We start from the raw sequence: 26,113 nt of genomic DNA on the forward strand, positions 1-26,113 counted from the left end.
GCAGTCAGCCAGCGGCGCCCACGACCTCCGTCGCCCACACGAAGTCGTACTGCAGGTGCCGGCCGCCGACCTCCGTGTCCAGGCCGCGGCTGCGCATGTTGACCGTGAAGGCCGCCTTCGGCAGCAGCAGCACCTCCCTCTCGTCCGGCTCCCGGGAGAAAAAGGCGATGTCCCGGCCGCTGTGGCCGGTCAGTTCCAGGCAGTACAGCACCCGGCGGCCCCGGGCGGTCGGATGCTGGAGCGGCAGGAACTTCTCCGCCTCCTTCTGCTCGCGGCTGGTGCTGGTGAACTCGTCGAACGTGAACCGCTTCCGGGGCAGCAGCTCCCAGCCCGCCCGGTACACCACGCCCCGTACCGGCGGCAGTTTGCCCAGGGACTCCGTGAGCATGTCGGCATGGGTCTTGGCCTCCGCCCGCAGGGTCTCCGCAAGCGCATGCATGCGCCTGCGGACGGGCTCCAGACGCTCCCTGCGCTCCGCGTCGTCGAGCCCCGGCGCCCGGTAGGCGTCGATCAGGCGCTGCAGCTCCGCGTCGCGCCAGGTGGCGTACGGCACTTCGACCGTCTGCCCCTCGGTGAACAGCGAGATCATCTCGTCGACGAGCCGGTGCACGCCCGTCGTCGCCAGGGCCGACGGCATGGACAGGACGCGGTTGACGAGCTGGTGGTTGCCGCCGGTGTACTCCGCCAGCGCGAGCAGGTACGGAAGCCGCAACTCGGCCCCCAGCCGGGCGCGCTCCGTGTCCGCCTCCGGGCCCGAAAGGCCCTGTCCCGCCAGCCAGTCGGTCAGGTCGGCGCGTGGCTGCGGCCGGAGCAGGGCCCGGCGGGTGCGGCGCGCCGTGACCACCGTCCGGTCGTCCATGGTCACCAGGCCCCCGTGCGCGGGCGCGGCGCGGGCCTTCTCCTCGTACAGCGCGGCGTACGGCAGCTCGGGCAGGGCCGCCGACGGCAGGACGTCCCGGGCGAACGCGTCGAAGTCCCGGTACATCCGCGGCACGTCCTTGGAGGAGGCCGTGAGGCCCGCCAGACCGGGCAGGCCGGCGGCCTTGGCGCCGCGCAGGATCTCGTACAGCGAGTGGTCGCGGCCGGTGAGCATCCACGCGGCGACGGCGAGGAGGAACTCCCGTTCCGACAGCTCCGAGCCGCCGGAGCCCGGCACGACCCGCAGCCAGCGGAACGCGCCGAGCATGCGCGTGGTCGTGCCCGAGATGCCCGCCACCAGGGGCGCGCCGCGCCCGTGGTGCTTGCGGTACCAGTCGTCCTTGGCGCTCATGGCGAAGACGGCCTGGCCCGGGGCCCACGGCAGGGGGAACTCCGGTCCCTCCTCACCCGGTTCGGTCATCGCCATCCACACGTCCTCGGCGGTGACCTCGTGCCGGGCCGGGGCGAGGTCGTCGGTGACGCCCTCCACGGACAGAGGCGTGGTGCTGCGCCGGGCGTGAGCGGTCTCGGCCTCGCTCAACGGCACGCCCAGGTCCCGGTAGTCGCGCAGGGTCCGCTTGCCGGGTGCGGTGTCCTGGTCCGGGCGCTCCGAACGGCCGCGCTGGCTGCGCCCCATCGAAAGAGCGGTGCCCGCGCCCTGCTGGATCGTCAGGTTCCCCAGGGCGAAGACGTCCTCGTCGAACAGCCGCCGCACGTCGTGCGGGAGGCGGGCGAGGACGGCACGGGCGTGTCCGGTCAGATAGGCGTGCTGGGCGGTCAAGCCCTCGGTGTCCAGACCGAGTTCGCGGGCCAGGCCCAGGTCCCCGTCGAGGACGATGCGGTGCAGGAGGGTCTTGAGCGACACCGCACGCTCGTCGGGGTGCGGCCGGGGCTGGGGGCCGTACTTGTAGTACGCGGCGTTGTAGAAGGCGGTGACCAGCTCGCGGACGCCGGCGGACGAGTCCGGCGCGGTCCACTGCAGGAGCCGCGCCCCGGGATCGCCTGCGGTGCCCACCTGGCCGGCACTGTGCGGGTCGTCCTGGACGAACGCGCCCGCGGCCGCTTCCGGCGTGAAGCCCCGGCTCAGGACCTCGTACAGCCGCAGCACGGCGGTCCGGGCGGCACGGCGGACCTCGGGCGCGGCGGCCAGGGCCGCACCGAGCCGCTGCTCGTACAGCTCGGCCGCCTGGTGCCAGCCCGGCGAGGCCAGGAGGCGGCGGTGGCCGAACGGCGGCACGGCGGCGCCCTGCCGGGCCGGTCCGGCGAGGGCCGCGGTCGCGGCGTTGCCGGCCTCCTGCTGCAGGCCGCGCAGCCGCTCGGTCAGCGTCGTGGCCGTGTCCGCCGCCGGCTCCGGGACGGGCGGTGCGGGCTCCGGGGCGGCCGGTTCCGGGCCGGTAGTGGTCGGCGCGGGCAGGGGGCCGGGGCTCATGGCCGTACCTCCGGAGGGAAGGCGGACTCGTCCACGTAGCGGCCGAGTTTGGCGTACTCCTCGCGGACGGCCGCCAGCAGATCCGCCATGGCCAGCGGGCGGCCGTCGTCGGCGGCGCGGTAGGCGGCGGTGACGGCGCAGCAGCGGATGGCGCCGCCGGTCAGGTCGAAGGCCGAGGCGAGGAAGGCCAGTCCGGCCCGGTCGACGTCCGCGGCCCGGGGCACGGCGGGTCCCAGGCAGCGGTCCCACAGGGCCTGGCGCCGGGTCTCGTCCGGCGCAGGGAAGTGGACGACGAGGTCGAGGCGGCGCAGGAACGCCGGATCGATGTTGGCGTGCATGTTGGTGGTCAGCACGGCCAGGCCGGCGAAGGACTCCAGACGTTGCAGCAGGTAGGAGGTTCCGGTGTTGGCGTAGCGGTCGTGGGCGTCCTGGGTGGCGGTGCGCCTGCCGAACACGGCGTCGGCCTCGTCGAAGAGGAGGACCGCCTCGTCCGCGTCGGCCGCGGCGAAGATCTGCTCCAGGTGCTTCTCGGTCTCCCCGATGTACTTGTCGACGACCGTGGCCAGGTCGACGACGTACAGGTCGAGACCGAGGCCCGCGGCCACCACCTCGGCCGCCAGGGTCTTGCCGGTCCCGGAGCCACCGCTGAACAGCGCGCTCACGCCGTGTCCGCGCCCCCCGCCCGGCCGCATCCGCCACTCGCCGAGGACCCGGTCGCGGTGGCGCACGCGCCGGACGAGGTCGCGCAGTTGCTCGTGCGTCCGCTCGGGCAGCACCAGATCGTCCCAGGTGACGGAGGGACGTACGGGCCGGGCGAGGCGTTCGAGGGCGCTGCCGTGCCAGCAGCGGGCCACCGCGCGGACGACGTCCGCGTCCACGTCCACGCCCTGGGCGGCCGCCTGCCGGCGGGCGGCCGCGGCCATGGCGCGGATGCGGGCCGGTCCGGCCCGGTACCGGGCACCGGCGGCCGCGGCCTCGTCGGCTGCCGGCAACGGGGCTGCTCGGGTGCGTAGTTCGTGCCGCCATAGCGCGGTGCGCTCGGCCTGGGTGAGGGGAGGGCACTCGGCCAGGACCGGGGGCGTGTCCGTCCAGCGGGCGTCCCACGGCCTGCTTCCGGTGAGGACGAGGGGGACCGGCGCATCGGCGAGCGGGGCGAGGAGGTCGCGTACGCGCCGGGTGTCGGAGGAGCCGACGGGACCGGCGATCAACCCGCAGCCGCGCAGCCGGGCTTCGAGCAGCGCTGCCCGCACGGACCCGGCCGGGTGCGGTTCGTGGTCGAGCGCGGCGAGGTCCAGATGGAGGGCGGGCCGTCCCGCTGCATCCAGTGCCGCCCGGGCCGCGGTGTCGGCGGTGCTGTCACCGCTGTCGCGCAGGTGGACGGGCCAGGGGTGCGCGAGCAGCCGGACGAGCCGGTCCACGGTCCGGGCCAACGTGCCGTCGCCCAGCGGCGGCACGGCGGCCGGGTCCGGAGGACCGTCGTCGCCCAGCAGGTGCGCGGTGACCCGGTCGGGGACGCGCAGTCCCCGCGTCGGATACGGGCGCGCGGTGTCGAGGAGTTCCAGGAGGCCGCCGGACCGCAAGGGCGCGTCGGCCGAGAACAGACGGCGGGCGGTCGCGGAGGCGACCGGGACGCCGCAGAGGCCGAGGGCGAGCCCGATGGTGGCGTGGCGGCAGGTGACGTCGTCGTTGAGGTAGCCGTAGCAGCGCTCGAACCGGGCGTCGACGTCGGGCGCGAGCGCGATCAGCAGGACCTCCACGGCGCGTTCGTCCAGGCCGAACTCCTCGGCGAGGCGCCGCAGGGGCGGTACGGCCCCCGCGGCCGTGGCCGTGTCCTCGCGGGCGCGGACGACTGCGGCCAGGGCGTCCTCGGAGGCGGCGGGCGGCAACGGGCCGGCCGGCGCGTCCAGGAGGTGCGGGGCCATCTCGTCGGAGACGTACAGCCCCTGGAACGGGTCGCAGGCGAACTCCCGGAGATCCGGCGGGTCCTCGGGGTCCTCGCCGGTGCGCAGGGCGATGGCCCGGCGCACCCTGACCTCGACGACGGCCAGCCGGGCCAGGAGCCAGTCCGCGGCCGTGGGCGCGGACGCCCGGGTGGTCCCCGTGGCCGGAGCGGTCACTGCTGGTCCTCCTCCACCGGCTCGTCGACGATGTGCTCGTTGACGACCGGGTCCTCGGTCACCCAGTGGGTGTACGACTGCGGGACGAACGACAACAGGGGGATCGTCACCGTCACGTTGAGGGTGGGCACGAGAGTGTGCCCGACCGCACTCCACAGCTCGGTCAGGGCGCGGTCCTCGCTCGGGGGGTGTCCCACGTCCAGCAGCGCCGAGAGGTCCATCTCCTGCAGCTCCGGGGGAAGTCGTACAGGGAGCTGCGGGCTGCGGGCGAAGCCGATGAGGAGGTCGCCCAGCATGTCGTGTGCTTTGCGGGCGTCCGGTGCCCAGGCCGCGACGAGGTAGGAGAGCCGGGCGTAGCGGGGCGGGTCGAACTGGGCCCGCTTCCGCAAGGGCGGTTCGGGGCCGCCGGCGGGGGGTCCCGCGTACTGGTAGACGGTGCCGGTCTGGCGCCGGTCCAGGTCCTCGCGGATGTCGTAGAGGTAGAGGCCGACCGCCTCGGAGCCGGTGGTCTCGCCGAGCCCGGCGTCGCGGCCCGGGGGCTGGAAGGTGACCGTGAATTGGGGCGGCAGGCCGGTCATGACCTGCCGTACGCGGGACTCCAGTGCGTCGTCGACCAGTCGGATCATCGGGCCACCTCCGTCCGGGCGGCGGCCGGGACGACGACGGCCTGCCGCACATCGACCGCTGCCGGGGTGGCGCCGACGCGGCCGAGCGCCGTGGTGTTCACGACGGCCACGACGGCGCCCGTCGCGTCGGCGAGGTACACCAGGGGCGTTGCGGGGCGTGGATCCGGTGCGCTTGCGGCGAGCGCCTGGCCGGCCGGGACGGTGAAGCGGGGGGTTCCGGTCGTGGTGTCGAGCATCAGGACGGCTCCGCTGTTCTCGATGGTCACGAAGAGCCAGGTGCCGTCGGCCGAGACCGACACGGACTCGGGTTTGACGATGAGGGCGTGCCGCCATGTGGCGATCAGTTCGGGCCTGCCCCCCGTTCCGTTCAGATTGATCACGGCGATGCTGTCGTCGCCGTGGTTCGCCGCATAGGCGCGAGCGCCGCCCGGGGCGCAGGCCACGCCCATGGGGTCCCTGCCCACGGGGACAGGGATCACCGTGTGGTCGGCGAGGCGTACGCGGTGGACGGTTGAGGCTTCGCGATCGGAAACACAGGCGTAGACGCCGTCGTCGGTGACGTCGACGTCCCAGGGCCGGGAAGTGGCCGGTTCGCCCACCTTGACGGGGGTCACCTTGGAGGTGAAGACGGTGACCGTTCCTCTTCCGGAGTTGGCGACGCAGCATGTGCCGTCCTCGGCAACGGCGATCGAGTACGGCACGTCGTCCTTGTCGAGGGCCTGTTGTTTGGTCTTCTGCACCGCAAGGCGTGATGCGTCGAGGGTGATCACGGCGAGGCACGCGGGATCGGCTTTGCGTCCCTGGTTGACCACGTACAGGGTCTGATCGTCCCGGCAGGCGAGCCCGTTGGGCCGGTCGGTGTACGCGGCAGGGGCGGTCGCGACGACCGTCATGGCGTCACCGCCCCCGGACAGCTGGATCCCGTACACCGTGCCCAGCGGTGCGTCGTCGCCGATCCAGGCCTTCGACACCGCCGCGTACAGGTACTGGCCGTCCGGGGAGAGCGCGAGCCCGGGAGGGGTCTGGTTGCCGCTCTCGACCTTGATCGTCCGCTGGTGCGTCGCCTGGGTCCCCGAGATGTCGAAGACCTCCACCGTGGCGTTGTTTTCAGCGGCATTGGAGACGTAGAGGGTGTTGCCGTCGGGCGTCAGGGCGAGCCCGTAGGGATACTGCATCTGCGGCGACTTGGTCACCGTCATGTGGAAGCCCCAGGCGTCGCTCGTCCTGGCGCGTTGGAGGACGGAGACGTTCCTGTTCTGGTAGTTGGCGACGCAGAGGCGCAACCCGTCGGCCGAGACGCCCAGTTCGTGGGGGCCCGAGAGGTTGCCGGTAGCCGCGTCGACGACTGCTTGCCGCTCCCAGGCGCCCGACCCGGTGCGGGTCAGCACGGCGATCTGGCCGCCTCGCTGCCCCGGCTGGGTGCGGGCGAAGTCGGCCACGTAGAGGGTCGTGCCGTCCTTGGACATCGCGGCTCCGGTGGGCTGTTGGCAGCCCACGACGTCCGCCTCGATCGTGTACCTGCCGCCCTTGGGGTCGACGAGGGAGACCGTCGCCGTGCCGGAGTCCGCGGTCACCGCGTAGCCGCCGTCCGGGGTGATGGCGACGCCGCGCGGATCGGCGCCCGGCGCCAGCGCGACGGCGTCGGTCACCGTCACCGTGCCGCCGACGGTGAGGAAGAGGAGAGTGGCCGTGTTCGGACTGGTCGCGCACGCGAAGGTGCTGTCGCGCGCGATGGCGACGTCCCACGGCTTGTGTCCGTCGTCGAGGGAGACGGGCGTGCCCGGCGTGAGACGGCCAAGATCGAGCACCGCCACCTTGTCCGAGGCCTCGTCGGCGGCATAGGCCCACGAACCGTCCGACGACACGGCGACGTTGACCGGCCGCGACCCCGTGCCGGTGCCGACCTCCCCTGTCCGATGAGGGGCCGTGCGCACGGTGACGAGCGTGCCGGCGGCCTGGTCGACGACGTACGCGAGACGGCCGTCCGGGCCGAGCGTCACGTCTGAAGGGACCGCCCCCACCGGCTCGTCGAGGGTCGTGGGGGCGAGGGTGTCCGTGCGGATGGCGGTGAGGCGGCCCGAGGTCTGGCTCACGGCGAGGATCCGGCTGCCGTCCGGGGTGAAGGCCACGGCGACCGGGTGCGGTTCCACGGGAACGGGCGTCGGTGCCCCGATCCGCCCGGTGACCGGGTCCACGGAGGCGACGGACACCGACGCCGAGCCGTACGCGGCCACACAGAGGAGGCGCCCGTCGGCACTGAGCGCCAGGGCACGCGGCTCGGCCCCCACGGACACCGGCTCGCCCACCAACGCGCCTTCCGCGTCGAGGTCCAGCACCGTCACCCGCCCGTCGCCTGTGTCCTCGCCCCGGCTCGCGACGTAGGCGAACCGTCCTCCCCCCGCCACCGCGATGGCCCGGGTGGCCCCGGGCACCCGGACCGTCGCCGTCACCGATGGCGAGCCCGCCGCATTCATGTCGCCCACCGACACCGTGGCGTCCGTCTCGTTGACGACACAGACATACCGCGCCTGCCCGCCCGGGGCCGCCGCCAGCGCGCAGGGTCCGGCACCGACGGGGACGAAGAGGGCCGGCGAGATCCCCTCCTTGTCGAGGACCGCCACCTGGTTGCCCGCCCAGTCGGCCACACAGACCCGGTCGCCGGCCAGTCCGGCCACCACGGCGCACGGGTTCTTCCCGGCCGGAACGGACCGCAGCACGGTGGCGACGGATGTGCTCAGGTCCACGACCGACAGCGTCCCGGCGTCGTGGTCCGCGGTGTACGCCCGGGTACCGTCCGAACTGACGGCGACAGCACGGGGGTTGCCCTCCACCGGTGTGACGTGGGCCTCGGGCTGCTCCGGCGCGGTGAGGTCGGCCACGACGAGGTCGTCCGCCCCCCAGGCCGCGGCCACCAGCCGGGCCGCCGCGCTGCCGTGGTCGTTGTCGGGCTCGTTCACGAGGGCACCTCCGCAACGGTGATGCGGTGTTCGACGGAGTAGACGGTCTCGCCCGGCCCGCAGTCGATCCGGGGGACGGGATCCGGGGGAGCCGCGCCGGTCTCCGGATCGACCGGGACCATCTCGGCCGTGGCGACCCGGCCCACCCCGGGCACGCCTTCCAGGACGCGGAACGCCTCGCCCGCGTACACCGGACGCCCCAGCGGCCAGCCGGTGCCGTCGGGCCCGCCGCCGACAGGGCTGAAGTACCGGTAGAGGGCGCGTTCCGCGGCGGCGCGCAGCTCGGCGCGTTCGTCGGCGGTGCGGTAGTCCGCGGGCACGATGCGGGCGTCGAAGCGGATGCCGTGGTAGACGGGCTTCACCAGCCACACCGGGACGCCCTCGGGCTGGCAGGCCCGCAGAGCGCGGCGCAGCGTGTCGCAGGCGTCCGCGGTGGGCGTGAGCATGTGGTAGGGGAACCAGCCCCGTTCGTCCGTGGTGACGAACGGCACCACCATCAGCGTCACCCCGGCCCGGGTGCTGCCGCCGCTGGTGTCGGTGTAGCCGTTCTTGCCGTCGTGCGACGGGGAGGTGTTGCGCACACCGACGATGCGCGGGTCCGGTGTCTTCATCCGGCAGATCCCGCCCGGGGCGATGTCGTTCGCCGCGGCGCCGAAGGTGGTCCGGTACGTGCCCTGCGCCGTGATGGCCGCGTCCTTGGGCGGGATCTCGCCGTACTGCCGGGTGCCCGAGGGGCCGCCCGTCACCTTGGGGCCGAAGTGGACCTGGCCGGTGCTGGCGTTGATGACCACGTGCGGGGCGTGCTCGCCGGACTGCTCGAAGGAGGTGACGGTTTCCCAGGCGTCCGGGCCGACGTGGACCGTGGGCAGTGATCCGTACACCGGGGCGTGGAGCAGGGGGAAGACCTGGCCCGGCTCTCCCGTGGACGTGAACGGCCCCTTTCCCCGGTCGTGTTGCTCGTACTGGAGGGCGGGGACGGCCTCGGTGCTGCCGGAGTCGGCGTAGACCGTGTACGTCGTGCCGTCCGTGCCCTCGGGGTCGAGGATCTGGACGGCGATCCAGCACGCGGCGGGCCCCGCCGGGAACCCCGTCCCCAGCCGGGCGACGGCGTCCTGGGCCGTCGTGGCGAACGCGCCGTCCTCGACGGCGGCCTGCCAGCGCGCCGACGAGGCGAGAGGAACGGGGTGGGCGGAGACGCTCGCGCCGCCCTTCACCGTGATCGTCTGCGCGGGCGCCGAGGCGTACGCGAGCGGGGCGGAGGTGTCCCACCACGGCGTCCCCTTCCGCGGCGCGAACACCGAGACCACGAGGCGGTCCTGCGCCGTCCGTTGGCCGCCGGCCGTCACCCAGAGCATCACGTGGCGCGGATCGTGGGTGCTCTTGATCTCCACCAGGGCGAGGACCAGCCTGCCGCCTTCCTTGAACGGTCCGGAAAATGTGCCGCCCGCCGCGTAGTCGCCCGCGGTGAACATGCCGACGGCCGACGTGACGCCGTCGGTGAGCCGGAGCGGTGCCGCACCGGCGGCGTCGGGCGGCAGGCGTTCGGCGTCCCGCGTGGTGGTGAAGACGGTCTTCCCGTCCTCCGTCGTGACCTCGGTCCCCTCGGCGGCCTTCGGCACGTCCGCGGCCAGCGTGAAGCCCACATCGGTCTTCGCCGGACCCCAGGGCAGGTAGTTGCGGGCCGGGTCGAGCGCTTGGTGCGGCACGTCGCGGACGTGGTGGATGCGGGCCATGCCCGCCGACGCGGCCAGCGCGAGCTGCTCGTAGTCGGCCGGGACGACGGCCCGTTCGGGCACCGGCGCCCCCAGCGGCCGGCGCTCCGCACAGGCGAGGGCGCTCTCGCCCTCCGTACCGCCCACGGCGGGAGCCGGGTTGGTCACCGCGGAGACGTACGGCAGCGGGGTGCGGAGCACGGTGAGGGTACGGGCGGGCACGTTGCCGCGGGCGCCGCCGCCGGTCAGGTAGCGGCGGATGCGGACGACCGCGCCCGCCGGCAGCGGCGCCCCGTGCCGGCGCAGCCCGAGGGCGCCGGCGACGGCGGGGGCGAAGACGGCCTCCCCGGTGCGGGGGTCCAGGGTGAAGTGCCGGTCGTCGGGACCCGACCCGGCGAGGGAGGCGACGTACGTCCACTGGGCCGTGCGGCCGTCGAGGACGGCGTCCACGACGAGCGGGTCCGTGCTGCGGGGCATCGGCGGATGGGCGAAGCGGAGACGTTCGCCGGGGGCGCCGGTCGCCGTCCCCAGCGTCTCGTCGCGCACCAGCCGCGCCTGGACGACCGGGACGGGGACGGCGAGGACCGGCTGGAGCACGGCCTGCCCCACACGGTTCTGGCCGGCATCCGTCCGGTAGCGGATCAGTCCGACGTCCCGCAGCCGCTGGACGAAGAAGCCGCCCTGGCCGTCCGGGCGTTGGAGCAGCAGTTGGGCCGGCGCGTGCGCCGGCGGCACGTCGAGCGTGACCTTGCCCGGACTGCCCGGGGCGGTCACGGTGTCGCTGACGACCCGGCAACTGCTCCAGTGCGTCCCCTGCCAGGCCTCCCAGTGGCCCCGCTCGATTCCGGTGCCCGTCTGCAGTGCCGGTCCCAGCAGGACGTCCAGCGTCACGCGGGTGCCGGGCACCGGTACCGAGAGGACGAGCAGGGCGTACGGGTCCGCCGTCCCCGGGTCCGCCGGCACGTCCTCGCTGACGGGGAAGTCGCCGAGATACGGCAGGTCGAGCCGGAAGGCCGGCCCGCCCGCGGCGGACGTACCCGGTTCCACGACCTCCCCGGACGCGAAGTCGGTCAGCCTCCCCTCCAGGGTGCCGTCCGTCACCCGCGCCTCCGCGAAGTCGCCGGCCGCGAACTGGACGCACGGGTTGAGCACCGCATCCGTCAACGTGCTGAAGACGACCGGCTCTTCGTCCCCCGGGGGCCGTGTGGCCACCTCCTGGCCGACGGGCACGACCACCGGTTCGGGCGAGGGCGCCGAGAGCCGGAAGACGGCCTGGGTCTGCGCGGGCGCGGGCCGGTACGGCCGGACGCCCAGGAGGCGCAGCACCTGCAACCGGCGTTGATCGGGGGCCTGGTTGAGCCGGTCGCGCAGGGCCGTGACCATGTCGGCGCACGTCTCGATCAGGCCCCGCCCGGGGTCCGTCAGGTCCCGGCCGGTCCAGGTCCGCACCTGCCGGTGCACGGCGGCGACGGCGGTGGCGACCACCTCGTCGCGGGTGCGCCCGTCGTACTCGGGTGTCTGCGGACTCATCCCTGCGGTGACCTTCCGTCGGAAGCCTGGGCGAGGGTGACGACGACCTTGAACGGCAGGTGGGCCGGGCAGTGCGCCGCCACCAGCCGCGTCAGGCGGCTCTCCAGCGCCCGCTGGTCCGTGTCGGGGGGAGCGGTCAGGGTGACGGTGAGCATGCGCCCGGCGCCGGGCGGGAGGTCGTCGTCGGTGAAGACGAGGCCCGGGTCGTCGATGACGAGCATGTCGTCCGTCCAGCCGAGGATCTCCCGGGCTTCCAATCGCAGTCCGTACGGCGTTCCGCGGTATGCGGCCAGCCGGGGCGCGAGGTCGATCGCCTTGCGCCGTCGGATCTCGTCCCAGCCCGGTTCGACCCGGGCGTCGGTGATCGCGATCAGCCAGTCCAGGAAGGCGGGTGGCGCGCGCCAGGGGTCGAGCACCGCATCGAGGCCGTCGACGCGCTCCTCGACGGGCGCCAGGGTCTCGCCGATCGCGGCCGCGAAAGCCTGCGCCACCATGTCGCGGCCGTAGACGGCGGGCAGGGGGAGCGGGCGTGCGGGGAAGGGCGGCATGCGCGGTCCTCTCGTGCGGTACGGATACGGCCGGTGTCAGCTGTCGGTGGTGTCCACCTCGATGTCCACGTCGCCCAGGAGGACCAGACCGCCGTCCGAGACCTCGACGGACGGCACGGCCCCGCCGCCCACCCCCTCGTACAGGGCCACGGCGGTCGTGCCCCGGTGCTCGCGGACCGTCTCCAGCACGGTGAAGACGTCGCCGGTATGCACCCGCCTGCCCCACGGCCACCCCCGCCCGTCCGGCCCGCCGGCCGTGGGGTGGAAGAAGCGCCGCAAGGCCCGTTCGGCCGCCCCCTTCGCCCGGTCGACGTCCGCTGTCGTGCTGCTCCAGGGACGCACGGTCGCTGCGATGCGGAACGGGTGGTAGCGGGGCTTGCCGACGAGCAGGCGTTCACCGAGCAGGCGGGAGGCGGTGACGACACTCTTCACCGCGGTCAGCGTGTCGTGAGGAATGGCGAAGGCACCGTCGGGCGGCCGCTCTCCGGGGTCCCCGGTGCAGCGGGGGACCAGGAGGACGTGGAGCGGGTCGTCCTCGCGGCGCCACAGCGCGGGTTCGGTCCGGGCGCCCTTCAGGAAGAAGAACACGCCGCCGAACGCGGCGACGGCGTCCGGGGATTGCTGGCACTGGGGGGAGAGACCGGGAAACGCCTCCGAGACGAGGGAGGTCACGCCGCGACTGCCTTCCCGCGGGACGAACGCCCGGTCGGCGTCGATGTAGGTGCAGGCGCGGTGGTAGAAGGTCTCGCCCTTGAAGAAGAACAGTTCGTACGCGTCGTCGGTGCGGGGGTCGGCGAGCAGGGCGACCGCGTCGAGGTCCGACGTGAACTCCGGGGGCAGGGAGGGGAATTCCTCCGCAATCGTGCGTTCGGCCCCGTCGTCCCACAGACACTTCCCCCTGTAGAACCACAGCCGGGGTTCGTCCTCGCCGGTGCGGACCACGGCGTCGAGGCGCCCCGCGGCCTGCACGGGTTGCGGTACGTCGTCACTGCCGTCAACGTTCCCGTCCGGGTGGTGCAGGGGCAGGGAGAGCGCGGTGATGATCCCGCCGTTGTCGTAGTAGTGCACGGCGCGTTGCGGAGCCCGGGCGGCGACGAGGCAGGCGAGGATGCCGGGCGGCCGGGGCGGTGCCTGCAGGGCGGACGGTACGCGTGAGTCGGTGGGACGGGTGAGCGCGGTGACGCGGACACGGGCCAGTCCCGGCACGTGTTCCCCGATCAGCTGCTCGTGGTCGGCGGCGGTGACCGCGCGGCGCAGCGGCGCCAGGTCCAGGCCCGCGCGGTCGAGCGCCTGCTGCCAGTCCTCCGCGTCCTCGGGCGGCGTGACGACGCGGTCCACGGCGGCGTCCAGCCCGGTCTGTGCGGCCACCGTCAAGGGCGTGCCGGCCTGGACGGCGCCCTGGCGCCCGCGATGGACGGCGTACTGTGCACTGATCCGCGCACCCTTCGGCGGCACCTTCCCGTGCTGCTGCCCGGGCCCGCCGTCGACGGGGACGAGCGGCCCGAAGACCGCCTCGCACGAGGCGTCGTCCCACCAGTACACGAGGCTGTCGGGTCCCGCCTCGGCGAAGGTGTGCACCGCCGGCCACACGGTGTCCCCGACCCGGAGGACGAGCGGCGGGCCGAACGGCGGTTCCGCGACGGGGGTGTTGGGCCCCCAGGGGCGGTGTGCGGTGGGGAAGCGGCCGGCGGGAAGACCGTCGGCGACGCCCAGCACCTCGGCGACGGCGACGGGCCGCTCCACGGCCTCCACCGTCCCGCTCGACTGCCCTTCCGCGAGCACGAGTGCCTCGGTGGTCGCCAGCACGACCGGTGCCTCGCCCTCGGTCCGCACCTCGGTGTGCGCCGGGATCTCGCGCCGCCCGGTGGAACCGTCGGTCCGGGTGAAGGCGACCACGATCCGGGCGGGCGATGCGGGAAGGGGCGTGATGCCCATGAGGCGCAGCAGGGCGGAGCGCTGCCGGGCGGTCATGCGGTCGATGCGGTAGAGCAGTTGGTCGGTCCGCTCGGCGCAGGCCTCGATGAGGGTGATGCCGGGGTCGGAGACGTTGTGGTCGGTCCACTCGGGGACGCGCTGCGGCAGGGCGCGTTTGGCGGCGTCCACCAGGGGCTGGAACCGCAGGTCGTCCAGGTCGGGTACGGGGAGGTCACTCACGGGGGGAGTCTCCGGGCAGGGTGTAGAAGGGGAAGACGAGGTTGCGGGGTTCGTTGGTGGCGCGCAGCCGGTAGCGGATGTCGATGTAGAGCACGCCCGTGTCCGCTGTGTCCGCAGCGTCCGTTGCATCCGTGCTGAACAGCAGGTCGTCCACCTCGATCCGTGGTTCCCAGCGGTCGAGCGCCCGGCGCACCTCCGTGTCGGCGCGGGCGACGGTCGTCGCGTCGAGCGGGTCGAAGACCAGGTGGTGGATGCCGCAGCCGAACTCCGGCCGCATCGGCCGCTCGCCGGGTGCGGTGGACAGGATGATGCGCAGGGCCTGTTCCACGTCCTGGCTGCCGCTCGCCAGGCCGACGCGCCCGGTGCCGGTGATGACGGCGGGGAACGCCCACCCCGCTCCGATGATGTCCACGCTCGTCCTCCCGCCCGTACGGGGTCAGTTGATGTCGACGGTGTTGCCGGTGATGGTGGTGTGTGCTCCTTCGAGCTTGAGTTCCCCGGTGCTTTGGACGGTGACGGTGGCGCCCTTGAGCGTGAGGTCGCCGCCACCGCTGCCGTCGTCGGCCGTGACGGAGACCGTGCCCGCCGTGAGGACCAGGCTGCCGCCCGGGCCCGCGTCGACCGTGAGGGTGCCGTCGCCGCGGGCGTCCAGCGTGACCCGCAGCGTCGTCCTGCCCTCGCCCGCGGTGAGGACGAGGGTGCTGTCCTTGCGGTCGAGGTGGGCGGTGAGCTTCCCGTCGCCCGTCCGGAGCCGGACGCCCTGGGGGCCGTCGGCGGCGCTGAGCAGCTCCAGCCGGTCCCCCGAACGCGACGCCAGCGAGCGCCGGTTGAGGCGGCCGGTGCCGGAGTCGACCAGTGGCAGTCCGTGGTCCGTGGGGGCGTCGATGCCGTTGTAGAGGCCGCCCAGGACGTACGGCCGGTCCAGGCGCCCGTGCTCGAAGCCGACGAGCACCTCGTCCCCGGCTTCAGGGGCGAACACCCCGCCACCGCCGGTGCCTCCCCACTGCACGGTCCGGACCCAGTCGGTCACGTAGTCCTGCGACAGCCACGGCAGGCGCAGCCGTACGGCACCGCGCTCGCCCTGGCCCGGTTCCTTGATGTCGGTGACCGTGCCTACCGCGACGCCCAGCGCGCACAGCGGCGGCGGATACGGCACGACGGGCGGGGGCAGCGGGCCCACCTGCACCCGGGTCCGGAAGCCGTGGTCGCCGTCGAAGACATGACGGCAGGCGGTGACCGTGTACTTGCCGGCGAAGGGCTCGCCCACGCCGGCCAGGGTCACCGGCAGCCCCGCCGCGAGCTCGGGAGTGCCCACGGCCTCGGCCGAAAGCGCCGCCATCGCGGCAGCCGCCTCCTCCGCCAACGCGTCGGCCACCGCGTCGGCCTGCGGGGCGGTGTCACAGCCCCGGCCGCCGACGAGCAGGTCCGGCGCCGGGCCGGGGAACGCCGTGCCGAGCTGCGCGGGCGTCACGCCCAGCCGCAGCCGCGCACTCTCACCCGCCTTGGCCCGCGCCGACAACGGGGCCTTGCCCGCCGGGTCCCAGCCGCGCACCTCCACCCCGGCGACCTGGCCCTCGGACGACACCGAGGCGCGCAGCGCCAGCAGGTTCTCCCCGTACTCCAGGACGAACGGGCTGCGGTCCGCCCCCGTACCGGGCGCGGGCGCCTTCTCCGCCGCCGCCGGGCGCCTCATGTGAACGGTGCCGCCCTCGACCGACAGACGCAGCCCGCGCTGGTCGGCAAGGTGGTTCAGCAACTCCCAGTCCGTCAGGTTGGGCTGGGCCAGGTGCGGGAAGCGGGTGCGCTCCGCGTCGATCCGGCCGGCCTTCAGGCCGTGGCGGCCCGCGGCCTGCCCGGCGACCTCGGCCACGGTGGCGTCGACGTAGGCGGTCACCCGCCGCCCGCGCATCAGCCGGTGCCCCCGGTCCATGGCCCGTACGGTCGTGAAGCTCCCGTCCGCGTCCACCTCGGTCTCCAGCGCGGTGACCTCGCCGTCGAAGATCTCCAGCCGGGTCCGGCGGCGCGCCGCGGCCACCGACACGGTCAGCGGGACCCCCACGGCGATCCCGGCGGCGGCCGCCAGCCGGTGGGTGGGATCCCGGAACCGCAGGGAGGCGCGGGCCGGCCAACCCAACGCCGTGTCCACGGAGGCCGTGACGAGTTGGTCGGCCCACTCCTCCCGCAGGGGGGACCCGAAGGCGAGGACCGGCTCCGCCGCGTACAGCCGCTCCGTCATCCTGCACCTCCCGCGGCCTGCTCCTGGAGCACCGGCAGGACGAGCACGGTGCCCAGCGCGAGCCGGGCCGGGTCGTCGATGCCGTTCGCCCGGGCGATCTCCCGCCACCGCCCCGGATCGCCGTACGCCTGCCAGGCCACCCCGGCCAGGCTGTCGCCCGCCACCACGAGATGGGTGTCCACCGGGCCGTCCCCGCCCGACGTCGGGTTCTGCCGGGGAACCGACCCGCCGGCCTCCTCCAGCGAGACCGTGCACACCGCACGCAGGGGCGTCCCGTCATGACCGAACCGGGTGTAGGACGCGTCGACCTGAGTGACCAGGGCCATGAAGGCGGTCGTGCGGGCATGCCCCCACTCCAGCCGCACCCAGGGCGCCGAGGCGGGCTTCGCCGTGGTGCTGCGCGCGGTCGGGGCACAACAGCCGAGCAGCTTCTCGACCCGCTCCTGGACACCCTCCCGGGTGCCGTGGGCGTCGAGGAAGACCTCCAGCGTCATGGTGCGCGGCTGCGCGCCCACGAACTGGGCCCGCGCCGCCTGCCCGTTGGACGGCGACCGGCTGCGGTCCCAGCGGGCCTGCTTGCCGACCTGGATCCGTTCCGGGTTGAACTGCAGCCGGACCCGGTCGCGTTCGGGCCCCGGTGTGCTGCTCGCCCCGGTCGGCGGGTCGTGGATCACGAGGGCGGCACGCACCGGTGCGCCGCCCGGGAACTCGAACGCCATGCGGTCCTCTCCGACGTCAGACGGTGATCCCGAGGAACCCGTTGTGGGCGATCTCCAAGGTCTCGCGGGCCGGTTGCGACTGGTCGACGTCGAACGTCGGCCCGCTCCAGCGCACCGGAAGCACCCCGTCCAGCAGCCACCGCACCAGCGGCCGCCGGTCCGGTCCCAGCGCCACGAGCTGCCCGGGAAGCCGAAACGGCTCGATCATCTGCTGTTGCATCCAGGCCCAGACGAGCACGGTGTCCTGCGACAGCGGCCTGCCGAGCACGACGTTGGTGTAGCGCAGCCGCGTCGGCAGCTGCCACACGTGCCCGTTCGTGCCGCCCTCGACCCGCTCCTCGACCTCCATGGCACAGCCGAGCCCGTCGCACGAGGTGAAGGAACCGAGGGCGTGGGTGCCGATGGAGAGCTGGAAATGGGAACTGACGGCGAACGGCTGGTCGGCCATGGGCGGGCACTCCGTGGGTGGTCGGGAGCCTCATCGCGGTACGGACGATCCCCATCCGCCGCCGTCCGGCGGCGGCTGGGGCTGCGGCGGCCACGGCAGCGGTGCCCCCTGCCGGGGCGGCCCGAGGGCCGGGAGCACGGCTTCGGCCAGGAGCCGGGCGTGGCTGCGGGCGACTTCCCGGGCGAGGGCGGAGATGTCCGGGGCGGCCGGGGGCCCGGGCGGCGCCGCGGGGGAGGCGGTTGGGGGTGCCGGGGGCGCCGGGGCCGCTTTCGCAGGGGCCTGGGGCGGGGCGGGTGGTGGTGCGGTGCGGCCGGGGGTGGGCGGTGGCCCGGTATGCCTGATGGTGGGCGGTGGCCCGGTCCGTCCGACGGCGGGCGGTGGGATCGCGAAGGGCCGGGCGGTTGCGGGTACTTGGGCGATCGGCTCGCCGACGCGGAGGCGGTGCGGGGGCGGTTGTCGCGGGCGGGGTGCGGGTGGCGGTGGAGGTGCGGGGGCAGCGGTCGGGGGGACGTTCGCGTTCGGCTGGGGTGCGGGGGCGATATCCGGGCCCGGCCCGGGGACGGGGTTTCCGCGCGGGGCCGGGGGTCCGGTGGGCCGCTCGCCGGTGCGGAGGTGGTGCGGGGGTGCTTGCCGCGGGTGCGGTGCGGGTGTCGACGGTGGTGCGGGGGCGGTGGCCGGAGGGACGTTCGGGTTCGGCTGGTGTGCGGGGGTGGTGGCCGGGCTCGGCCCTGGGGCGGGGGTCTCGTGCCGGCTCGGGGCCCCGGTGGGCCGCTCGCCGTTGTCGGGGCGTCGACGGATGACCGTGCCCGGGACGGACCGGGCCGTTTCGCGAGGCGTGCTTTCTGCGGGTCGGCGCTCCGTTGCCCGTGGCGGTGTGGTGCCGGGGAGGGGGAGCCCGGGAAAGGCGAAGGACCGGTCCGCGTCGGGTGCAGGCTCCCTTGGGGGACGGCTCTGCGTTGCCCGTGGCGGTGTGGTGCCGGGGGAGGGGAGCCTGCGGCTGCCGCGGAGCAGGTCCGTGTCGTGCGGCCGGAGGCCCCTTGGGGAACGAGGGGCCTCAACGCGGTCTGGGCCGTGGTGGGTTGAGGAGGGCGGGGGGTCGGCGGGGCACGGTGGACGTTGAGGACGGATGGGGCTGTCGGTCGTCCCGGGTGCGGCGCCGGTCCAGTCGTGGCCGCTGAGTGGCCGGTGCGGCGGCGCAGCCTGTGCGGGGCTGTCGGCCGACGGCCGACGGGGAACGTCCGGCCTGTCGTGGGGTGTTGGGGCGAAGGCCTCGCTCACGCGGCGAAGCATCGTCCCGACGAACCCGGGCGTCAGAGGCTCTTCGCGGTCACCCGGCGCACCGGGTGGCCGAGGGCCGTGGGGCCCGTGCTCCCCCTGCACGTGCGCAGCGAGCTCTCGACTCCGGGGTGGCCCGGCCGCTGGGTCACCCGGCCGGAAGCCGGCCGGCACCGCCTCGTACACCCCTTCGCGCACCGCGCTCACCGGCAACTCCGGGACGAGGGAGCCCCGGAGGACTCCCGCCCCCAGGGCGAGCGGCACTCCCCGCGGCAGCAGCCGCGAGCCGGCCGTGACGAGCGGGGCCGGCCGCCAGGCCGCGAGGCCGTCCCGGAAGTCGACGTGCCTGCTCGTGGACAGCAGCGGCGGGTGCAGCAGCCCGACGGGCGCCACGTCACGCCAATCCGCCCGGGCCGGCGGTACAGGAGAGGCCGCGGGACGGTGACGCCGCAGTCCCGCCCTCCTCAGCGCGCCCACGAGGCTCACCGGCCTGCCCCCGCCGCGCTGTTGAGCCTGGCGATCTCGCGCACCCATGCGCGCCGTTCCTCGTGCGGGAGGCCGAGGATGTCCCCGTACGCCCAGTGGAAGTGGTAGGCGATGCAGGCGGATTCCTCGCGGAGCCGGCGCGGCGGGTGCGTCATGCTTCCCCCAGGCGGCCGCCGGGTGCCGTCGAGGGCAGCGCGAAGCTGGTCCCGCAGGAGGGGCAGGCGACGGCGCCGTGCCCGGAGTCCAGGCCGTTGATGCGCCGGTAGAAGTCCTGGAGGTGGGCGAGGTCCTGGGCGAAGAGCTGTTCCACGACGCCGGCGTGGATGTCGGTCAGGGTGCCCAGCCGGGTGATGACGAGGCTGAGGAGGACGACGCCGAGGTAGGCGGGGTTCTCCCGGACGCGTTGGTCGATCAGGGGCGACAACTCGTCGCGGGCGGTGGCGAGCCGCATGGAGCCGTGGCGGTGGACGGTTCCGGAGCCGTCCACGTAGCCGTTGGGGAGTTCGAAGTCGTATGTGGTCTGCAGCGCCGGTCCGTTCTCGGGCATGGTGGGGCGGATTCCTCCCTCGGGGTCCGGGCGGCCTCGCCCCCGGCCGCCGCAGCGTGCGGGCGGCGGCCGGGGGATGAGGACCGTCAGTGGATGTTCTGCCGGAGGAGCAGGCTCATGAACGTCTCGTCCGCCCACACCTCGACCGCGAACCCGCCCGGACTGTCGCCGGCCGTCAGGACGGGGGACTCGGCGGTGCCGTCGCTGCCGCTGGTCACCTGGGCGGTGTCCGTGCCGCCGGGGAAGGTGGCCATGTACTCGCCGTTCTCGCCGCGGACCTTGAAGGTGACCTCGGCGCCTTCGACGGGATTGCCTTGTGCGTCCTCCGCGATCACCTTCATCGGGTGCTCGAAGGACTTCCCCGCGGGTACGGACTGGCCCGCGCCCGAGACGTAGCGCACGCGGTCCGCCGTGCCCGGCCGCGGGCCGACGGTCAGCCGGGTGAAGGAGGCGACGGCGTCCGTCTCCGTCCAGCGGGCGGTGACGGGGCAGGGGCCTTCCTTGAGCGGCGTGAGCCGGGAGCTCGTCGCGATGCCGAGCCGGTCGCCCTCTGTCCCAGTGTGTTTGGTCTCGGTGTGCTCGCCGTTCTCGAAGACGCCCGAGCCCTCCGCGACGGAGAACTCGATCTTCTGCCCGCCCACCGGAGTGTTGTCCAGCAGCGTCGCCTTGACCTCGAACGGCTTGCGGAAGGGCTTTCCGACGGTGGTCTTCTGCCCGTCTCCGGACACCACTGCGAGCCGGTGCCGGGAGACGCGCCGCAGACTCCTCTGCCCGGACAGTGCGACCCACAGCCGGCTGTCGCCGGACACGGTGAGACCCGACGGGCGGGAACCCTGGCCGGTGGGGATGGTGGCTGCCCTGTTGGTGTCGGGCAGTACATAGCCGACCGCGTTGCCGGTGGTGCTCACGAACCACAGCGTGCCGTCGGCCGTCGCCAGCATGTGGTTGGCGGGGGACGGGGTGTCGATGCGGGTGAGCGTGCCGCCCGGCACGGTGTACTTGAGGATGACGTTGCCGGTGGTGGCGATCCAGACGACATCGCCCGCCGGACTGATCGCGACATCCCGTGGCTCGAATCCGAGGCCGATGGGAGCGCCGAAGGTTCCGGTGCTGACGTCGTAGTCGAGCAGCGCCTTGCCGCGGGGGGAGGTCAGCCAGTAACGGCCTTGCTGCAGCGGGGCGATGGCGACGCCGTACAGGTCGTCACTGTAGAACGTGGAGTTCGAGATGCTGCCACCGGACTCGATGAAGGCCAGCTGGCCCGAGGTGAGCGGGGCGACGATGCGGGTACGGCCTTCACGGTTCTTGCCGAGGGCCAGGGCCCGGCAGTCCGTCGTTCCGCTCAGGGGATAGACCTGGTACTGGCTGTCGGCACACTTGACGAACGACGAGCCGTTCTCCGCGGCGAGGAACGTCCACGTTCCGTGGCCGGGCCAGGCGACAAGGGAGTTGGCGTTGCCGGTGATGCCCGGGCCGGGGGTGATGACGGTGCTGCCCCAGGGGTTGCGGGGTTCGAAATAACCCATGACGCCCTGGGCGGTGACGAACCATACGTTCTCGTCGTTGCTGAGCCAGGCCACGTCGACGGCGATCGCGCTGATGGGGAACTCGTCCGAGTCGGAGTGGGGGACGGGCGGCGGCACTGCGGTCGGCATGCTGCTTCTCCTTCCTGCGGAGCGGGAAACGGACCGGGTGGTGCGGGCGCGCCGCTAGGCCGGCGTGATGTTGAGCGTCGTGGCGGCGTGCGGCTCGGTGTCGCCGAGGCCGACGCTGATGACCGCGTCCTCCTGGATGTCGCCTGCGATCACGGGAGGCAGGGCGGCCCGGCCCCGCTGGTCCGTGATGATCACGCGTTCGCGGGTGCCGTCCTCGAAGGCCGCCCCCTCCGCGTCGATCCGGCAGGTGAGGGGGACTCCCGGCACGGGCCGTCCGTTGGCCACGTAGTCGACGACGAGGGGATGGACGACCTGGTCCTTGACGTGGACCTCCGACTCCCCCTGGTACACGACCTGGGTCCGGCCCATGAGCGAGGCGGCCCCGTAAGGGGGCGGGGGCACGTCGTAGCTGCCGATGGACTTGCGGTCCGGGTTGGTGTACCAGAGCTTCCCGTCGGCCGCGATGCAAATGCCCTTGGCTCCGCCGCCGTTGGGCAGGCCCACCACGGAGCCGGGTCCCGTCAGATTCTTGTCGAACTCGTGCAGCCCTGCGCTGGAGGCCACCCACAGGTCGCCCAGCGTGCCGAACGTCAACTGCTGTGGAACGGCCGTGCCCAGATTGACTGTGCGCGTGGTGCCCGAGTTGAGATCGAAGCGGATGACCTGGTTCGGGTTGGTCGCGGTCAGCCACACCGCGGTCGTGTCCGCGATGACGTAGAAGGGCTTCTGGGTGGCCGGGAGCACCGGGATCCGCTCCCATTGCGTGTCCCCGGGGCGACGGCGGTAGAGGCCGTTCTCGGTCCTGACCGGGTTGCTGGCCCTGGTCTGGCCCGTGGCCCAGTAGGTGTGCGTCTTTCCGTCCGAGGTCGTGCTGACGGCCACGTCCCACAGCCAGGTGCTCTGGCTGACCGGCATGCGGTCGATGTGACCCCCGATGGCGGGGGTGAGGATGCCGACGTAGCTGTGCTCGGGTTCGGCGAACAGCAGACTGTACTCGTAGTTGGGTGCCTCGACGGTGCCCGTGTTGGTCGTCTGGAGCTTGATGCTCTCGGCCTTGGCGTCGTCCTCCAGCGGGTAGAACGTCACGGGGTTGCCGGCCGTGGTCTCCATGATCACGATCGGGTCCTGCTGCCGCGGCGGAGCCGGCGCTGCGAACCACACCCGCTGGAGCCCGTTGGGGTCCTTGATGATTCCGGCGCTGAGCTGGGGAATCGCCGAATGGTTCACGACGAGCTGTTGGTTGCCGGCGCCGGGATGGACACGGATGACGGCCTTGTCGCTGGTGGTGACCCAGAGATAGTTCTTGTTTCCCTGGGCCAGTGAGTGAGGCCGGTAGTTCCCGACAAGGGTGTATTCCTGAATGTTGTCCGGCACGGCGGTATCCCCTCCGGTCCTGTGGTCGATACCTCTCAACGCGCCCGGCGCGCACGCCAGTAGGGCAGCAGGAGTGCACGATGGCAAAGGTGGTGGAACCCGGCAGCTCGCGCGGGGGCGCGTTCGGGTGGTCGAGACTATGCCGTCAGCACTACCCGCGCACCCGGGCGAACCGGCCACCCGGGGTGTGCTCCTGCTGCTTCCGGACAGGAGATCCGTGGTCTTGTGCCTACTGCGGCGTTTCGGCTGCGAATACGACCATACGGCCTCGGGAATTCCGCTTGCGTTCTTCCGTGACGCCGACCGGCTCGCACTTGTCAAGAGTGCGCGAGCCCGGTCGCCCCGGCGCGGCACGGTGGCCGGAATTCCTTCAGGAACCGTTTTTCCGGCGTGGATGGCGCGTCCCGTTGGCGGGAAATGCCATCGGAATGTGCCCGGAAAATCGAACGGCCGTATCAGGAAAGGAGTTTCTTGGCCCTGGCATCACGTTCCGCGGTCGCGCGGTGCTTCATCTCGAGTCCCCGGACCCAGGCGACGTCGGCACGGTTCTTGACCTGAACCCCGTGCAGGACCTTGGTGATCGTGATGTTCCGGCCGTGATTGAGCATGTCGATCCCGGAGCCCAGGAAGCGTGCCTGCCGAGGCGCGCCGGGGGAGTAGTCGGCGGCGGACATCCCCGTGACGACGGGGTGGTTCGTCCACTCGATGTTGTCGGCGGGCTGGTCGGCCAGGCCGAACTTCTCGCCGTGCTTCTTCGGGTCGCTGTTGATGTCGTAGAACTGCTTGACGTTCATGGGGGCGGACGTGACCACGGTGCCGTCCTTCTTCGTCGCCCAGGCCCCGCCCTCCACCGGATGCCGGACGAGGGGATGCGGGTGGCGCCCCTGTGCGAGGTCCTCGGCGGTGAACTCCTCGTACGGCCGCGGTACTTCGGTCTGCATCGCCACGAATGCGTCCTTCGAAGGCCGGGTCTCCGCATCGTGCGGGAAGCTCAGCCAGTCCTTCCCCGCCGCACGGTCCTCCTTCGCCGTCCGGCTGACGAGCTCGTCGGGGACGTCGTACTCGACGACCGCCCAGGCCCGATCCGGCGCCTGGTACCGGAGAGCCGTCACGAGGGCGGCGTCGCGGTCCTCCTCCCAGAAGTAGACACCCTTGCCGAACTCGCCGCTCCCCGTGGGCTGCAGACGCCCCTCATGCACCGAAGGCCCTCCACTGCCCCTCCGCGCCACCAGGGCGTCGGCGTCGGCATCGGACGTCCCGCGGTAGAACCTCATCCGCTGGATCGTCGGGGTCTGCTGCGCATCCCCCGTCGGAGCCGGTGCGGCTGCCGCCCCCGGCTGGGGACGCCCGGACAGGGCGCGACGGGCGCCGTCCTCCGCCGCACGCTCGAAGCGGTCCCCGGGGGCGCTGACCCTCGTGCCGTCGCCCCGGTCCGTGCCGGTCACCGGCCCGGACCGTTGCTGCAGCACATGGACCAACTCATGGGCCAGGGTGTGCCGGTCGAGGACGCCCTCGCCGACGACGACGTGGTTTCCGGCGGTGTACGCGCGCGCCCCGAGCCCGGCAGCGGAGCACCGGGCGGCCGTACCCGTGTGCAGCCGCACGTCGGAGAAGTCGGCACCGAACCGGGCCTCCATCTCTTCCTTGAGCGGCACCGGAAGCGGCCGGCCGGGGCCGCGCAGGACGTCGAGGGCACCGGACCTCCGCGTCCCCCGTCCCAGCATCCGGGCCGCGGCGGCGTTCCCCGCCCTGCGCTGCAGATCCAGAAGGACGGCCACCGCCGGGCCGCCGGGCCGGACCGGCGACGGTGCGGGGGCGGGCGTCGCGGACTGTGCACCGCCGGACGTCCTCGCGGCCACGGGCCTCCGGCCCGGAACGTGCGTACGCATGGGGTCCCCTTCCCTGCCGGCTTTCCTGCCGGCGAACGGACAGCCCATGCGTACAACGCCGTACTCCGCCGAGGGAAGGGGCCGCCCAACGGGCGTGTGGCCGAAAACGGAGCTGTGGGGCTGTCGTGGCGGGCCGGAGAGTGGACTCCCGTGTCCGGCGGCGGTATTTCCGAGTGTTTCCGAGAGGACGGCGAGATGACGTCGAGCGAGTCGCACCCTGCCCCGCCCCCCGTCCTGATCACCGACGTGCGGGTCTTCGACGGCGTGCACGACGAACTGAGCGACAGGCGCGCGGTGTACGTTGCCGACGGGAGGATCGCCGCCGAGGGGGAGTCTCCCGCGCCGGAGGCCAGGGTCGTCGACGGCGGCGGGCGCGTGCTGATGCCCGGCCTCAGTGATGCGCACGTGCACCTGTTCATGGCGGGGAGCACGGACGAGGAGATCCTCCACGGCCCCGCGGGGACGGCCCACTACAACGCGCTGACCGAGGCAGGGCACATGCTCCTGCGCGGCTTCACCACCGTCCGGGACATGGGCGGGCCCGTGACCGCCCTCCGGCGGACCCTCGACGCGGGCCGCTTCCCGGGGCCGAGGATCTACGCGAGCGAGGGGATGGTCTCCCAGACGTCCGGGCACGGGGACTTCTCCGAAATCCACGACGCGGCGAGGGAGTTCGGCGGCCCGGAATCGCGGATCGAGGCGACGGGATGCGTGCGGACGGCCGACGGGCGCGACCGTGTTCTGGCCGCTGTGCGCGAGCAGCTCAAGAGGGGTGCGAGCCAGATCAAGGTGTATGCGGGCGGCGGGGTGTGCTCCAAGTACGACCCCCTGGACGTCCAGCAGTTCACGCTCGACGAGCTGCGGGCGGCGGTCGAGGCGGCGGCCGACTGGGGCACGTACGTGGCCGCGCACGTCTACAACTCCGCGGGCATCCGGCGTGCGGTCGAGGCCGGGATCAGGTCGATCGAGCACGGGCACCTCGCGAGCGAGCAGACCATGGCGATGCTCGCGAGAAAAGGGGTGTGGCTGAGCACCCAGCCATGGCTGGAGAGCGACCACCACTACCCCGACCCCGAGAGGACGGAGAAGAACCGCCAGGTCTGCGAGGGCGCGAAGCGGACTTATGCGTGGGCCCGCACGTACGGGGTGAAGCTCGCCTTCGGGACCGACCTCTTCCTCAGCCCGAGCGAGGCTCATCGGCAGAGCGAGATGTTCGTCCGCCTGTCGAGCCACTTCGGGTTCAGTCCGGTGGAGGCGCTGCGGATGGCGACGTCCGGCAACGCGGAGTTGTTCCGGCTGTGCGGTGGACGGGACCCGTACAAGGGGGCGCGGCTGGGGGTGATCGAGCCGGGTGCGTGGGCGGATCTGCTGCTGGTCAGCGGGGATCCGACGCAGGATCTGGGCCTGTTGGCGGATCCGGGGAAGAACCTCGCCCTCATCATGAAGGGCGGCCGCATCCACAAGAACCAACTGGACTGAACCGTCTGACGTTT

General features: G+C 73.3%; 17 protein-coding genes. 1 reads left to right on the forward strand and 16 read right to left on the reverse strand.

Annotated features, from left to right (window positions below):
• Positions 1 to 4: 4 nt before the first annotated feature.
• The 16 genes from ACMATS_RS34525 to ACMATS_RS34600 all read right to left on the reverse strand — a co-directional run bounded on the left by ACMATS_RS34525 (position 5) and on the right by ACMATS_RS34600 (position 24,620).
• Complete coding sequence (locus tag ACMATS_RS34525) at positions 5 to 2,347, reverse strand: hypothetical protein (protein WP_414170187.1); 2,343 nt, start codon at positions 2,345 to 2,347, stop codon at positions 5 to 7.
• Complete coding sequence (locus ACMATS_RS34530; RefSeq protein ID WP_414170188.1) at positions 2,344 to 4,464, reverse strand: AAA family ATPase; 2,121 nt, start codon at positions 4,462 to 4,464, stop codon at positions 2,344 to 2,346. Before ACMATS_RS34530 ends, ACMATS_RS34525 begins: the two co-directional genes overlap by 4 nt.
• On the reverse strand, positions 4,461 to 5,090 hold the full coding sequence (locus ACMATS_RS34535) for a DUF4255 domain-containing protein (protein WP_414170189.1): 630 nt from the start codon (positions 5,088 to 5,090) through the stop codon (positions 4,461 to 4,463). Before ACMATS_RS34535 ends, ACMATS_RS34530 begins: the two co-directional genes overlap by 4 nt.
• Positions 5,087 to 8,047 carry a beta-propeller fold lactonase family protein gene (locus ACMATS_RS34540; RefSeq protein WP_414170190.1) on the reverse strand — a complete coding sequence of 987 codons (2,961 nt, stop codon included), beginning with the start codon at positions 8,045 to 8,047 and terminating at the stop codon, positions 5,087 to 5,089. The genes ACMATS_RS34535 and ACMATS_RS34540 overlap by 4 nt, the downstream gene beginning before the upstream one ends.
• On the reverse strand, positions 8,044 to 11,289 hold the full coding sequence (locus ACMATS_RS34545) for a hypothetical protein (RefSeq protein ID WP_414170191.1): 3,246 nt from the start codon (positions 11,287 to 11,289) through the stop codon (positions 8,044 to 8,046). The genes ACMATS_RS34540 and ACMATS_RS34545 overlap by 4 nt, the downstream gene beginning before the upstream one ends.
• A complete protein-coding gene (locus ACMATS_RS34550; protein ID WP_414170192.1) occupies positions 11,286 to 11,837 on the reverse strand; it encodes a phage tail protein in 552 nt (183 codons plus the stop codon). The genes ACMATS_RS34545 and ACMATS_RS34550 overlap by 4 nt, the downstream gene beginning before the upstream one ends.
• 36 nt (positions 11,838 to 11,873) lie before the next feature.
• The gene (locus ACMATS_RS34555; RefSeq protein ID WP_414170193.1) at positions 11,874 to 13,991 is read right to left on the reverse strand and encodes a hypothetical protein; all 2,118 of its coding nucleotides are present in this window, start codon (positions 13,989 to 13,991) and stop codon (positions 11,874 to 11,876) included.
• Positions 13,984 to 14,403, reverse strand: coding sequence for a GPW/gp25 family protein (locus ACMATS_RS34560; protein ID WP_390775446.1), 420 nt, complete (start codon positions 14,401 to 14,403; stop codon positions 13,984 to 13,986). Before ACMATS_RS34560 ends, ACMATS_RS34555 begins: the two co-directional genes overlap by 8 nt.
• A gap of 24 nt (positions 14,404 to 14,427) precedes the next feature.
• Complete coding sequence (locus ACMATS_RS34565) at positions 14,428 to 16,227, reverse strand: VgrG-related protein (protein WP_414170194.1); 1,800 nt, start codon at positions 16,225 to 16,227, stop codon at positions 14,428 to 14,430.
• Positions 16,224 to 16,946: a LysM peptidoglycan-binding domain-containing protein gene (locus ACMATS_RS34570; RefSeq protein WP_390775444.1), complete on the reverse strand. Its 723-nt coding sequence runs from the start codon at positions 16,944 to 16,946 to the stop codon at positions 16,224 to 16,226. The genes ACMATS_RS34565 and ACMATS_RS34570 overlap by 4 nt, the downstream gene beginning before the upstream one ends.
• A gap of 16 nt (positions 16,947 to 16,962) precedes the next feature.
• A complete protein-coding gene (locus ACMATS_RS34575; RefSeq protein ID WP_390775443.1) occupies positions 16,963 to 17,394 on the reverse strand; it encodes a phage tail protein in 432 nt (143 codons plus the stop codon).
• A gap of 1,757 nt (positions 17,395 to 19,151) precedes the next feature.
• The gene (locus tag ACMATS_RS34580; RefSeq protein WP_414170195.1) at positions 19,152 to 19,310 is read right to left on the reverse strand and encodes a DUF6760 family protein; all 159 of its coding nucleotides are present in this window, start codon (positions 19,308 to 19,310) and stop codon (positions 19,152 to 19,154) included.
• Positions 19,307 to 19,702 carry a hypothetical protein gene (locus ACMATS_RS34585; protein WP_390775441.1) on the reverse strand — a complete coding sequence of 132 codons (396 nt, stop codon included), beginning with the start codon at positions 19,700 to 19,702 and terminating at the stop codon, positions 19,307 to 19,309. Before ACMATS_RS34585 ends, ACMATS_RS34580 begins: the two co-directional genes overlap by 4 nt.
• Before the next feature lie 86 nt (positions 19,703 to 19,788).
• Positions 19,789 to 21,357 carry a hypothetical protein gene (locus ACMATS_RS34590; RefSeq protein ID WP_414170196.1) on the reverse strand — a complete coding sequence of 523 codons (1,569 nt, stop codon included), beginning with the start codon at positions 21,355 to 21,357 and terminating at the stop codon, positions 19,789 to 19,791.
• A gap of 54 nt (positions 21,358 to 21,411) precedes the next feature.
• Positions 21,412 to 22,731: a hypothetical protein gene (locus tag ACMATS_RS34595; protein ID WP_414170197.1), complete on the reverse strand. Its 1,320-nt coding sequence runs from the start codon at positions 22,729 to 22,731 to the stop codon at positions 21,412 to 21,414.
• Between the two features lie 455 nt (positions 22,732 to 23,186).
• On the reverse strand, positions 23,187 to 24,620 hold the full coding sequence (locus tag ACMATS_RS34600) for a DUF4157 domain-containing protein (protein WP_414170198.1): 1,434 nt from the start codon (positions 24,618 to 24,620) through the stop codon (positions 23,187 to 23,189).
• Between the two features lie 195 nt (positions 24,621 to 24,815).
• Between ACMATS_RS34600 and ACMATS_RS34605 the strand changes: the two genes are divergently transcribed.
• Complete coding sequence (locus tag ACMATS_RS34605; RefSeq protein WP_414170199.1) at positions 24,816 to 26,099, forward strand: amidohydrolase family protein; 1,284 nt, start codon at positions 24,816 to 24,818, stop codon at positions 26,097 to 26,099.
• The last annotated feature ends 14 nt before the right edge of the window (positions 26,100 to 26,113 follow it).

The organism is Streptoverticillium reticulum, assembly GCF_047456005.1.
Lineage (GTDB): Bacteria > Actinomycetota > Actinomycetes > Streptomycetales > Streptomycetaceae > Streptomyces > Streptomyces reticulum.

Bases quoted from the DNA above. Each gene is read 5' to 3' on its own strand.
- ACMATS_RS34605 (WP_414170199.1), top strand. From the start codon at position 24,816: ATGACGTCGAGCGAGTCGCACCCTGCCCCGCCCCCCGTCCTGATCACC.
- ACMATS_RS34575 (WP_390775443.1), bottom strand. From the start codon at position 17,394: ATGGCCGACCAGCCGTTCGCCGTCAGTTCCCATTTCCAGCTCTCCATC.
- ACMATS_RS34535 (WP_414170189.1), bottom strand. From the start codon at position 5,090: ATGATCCGACTGGTCGACGACGCACTGGAGTCCCGCGTACGGCAGGTC.
- ACMATS_RS34590 (WP_414170196.1), bottom strand. From the start codon at position 21,357: ATGCCGACCGCAGTGCCGCCGCCCGTCCCCCACTCCGACTCGGACGAG.
- ACMATS_RS34525 (WP_414170187.1), bottom strand. From the start codon at position 2,347: ATGAGCCCCGGCCCCCTGCCCGCGCCGACCACTACCGGCCCGGAACCG.
- ACMATS_RS34550 (WP_414170192.1), bottom strand. From the start codon at position 11,837: ATGCCGCCCTTCCCCGCACGCCCGCTCCCCCTGCCCGCCGTCTACGGC.
- ACMATS_RS34565 (WP_414170194.1), bottom strand. From the start codon at position 16,227: ATGACGGAGCGGCTGTACGCGGCGGAGCCGGTCCTCGCCTTCGGGTCC.
- ACMATS_RS34545 (WP_414170191.1), bottom strand. From the start codon at position 11,289: ATGAGTCCGCAGACACCCGAGTACGACGGGCGCACCCGCGACGAGGTG.
- ACMATS_RS34600 (WP_414170198.1), bottom strand. From the start codon at position 24,620: ATGCGTACGCACGTTCCGGGCCGGAGGCCCGTGGCCGCGAGGACGTCC.
- ACMATS_RS34570 (WP_390775444.1), bottom strand. From the start codon at position 16,946: ATGGCGTTCGAGTTCCCGGGCGGCGCACCGGTGCGTGCCGCCCTCGTG.
- ACMATS_RS34580 (WP_414170195.1), bottom strand. From the start codon at position 19,310: ATGACGCACCCGCCGCGCCGGCTCCGCGAGGAATCCGCCTGCATCGCC.
- ACMATS_RS34585 (WP_390775441.1), bottom strand. From the start codon at position 19,702: ATGCCCGAGAACGGACCGGCGCTGCAGACCACATACGACTTCGAACTC.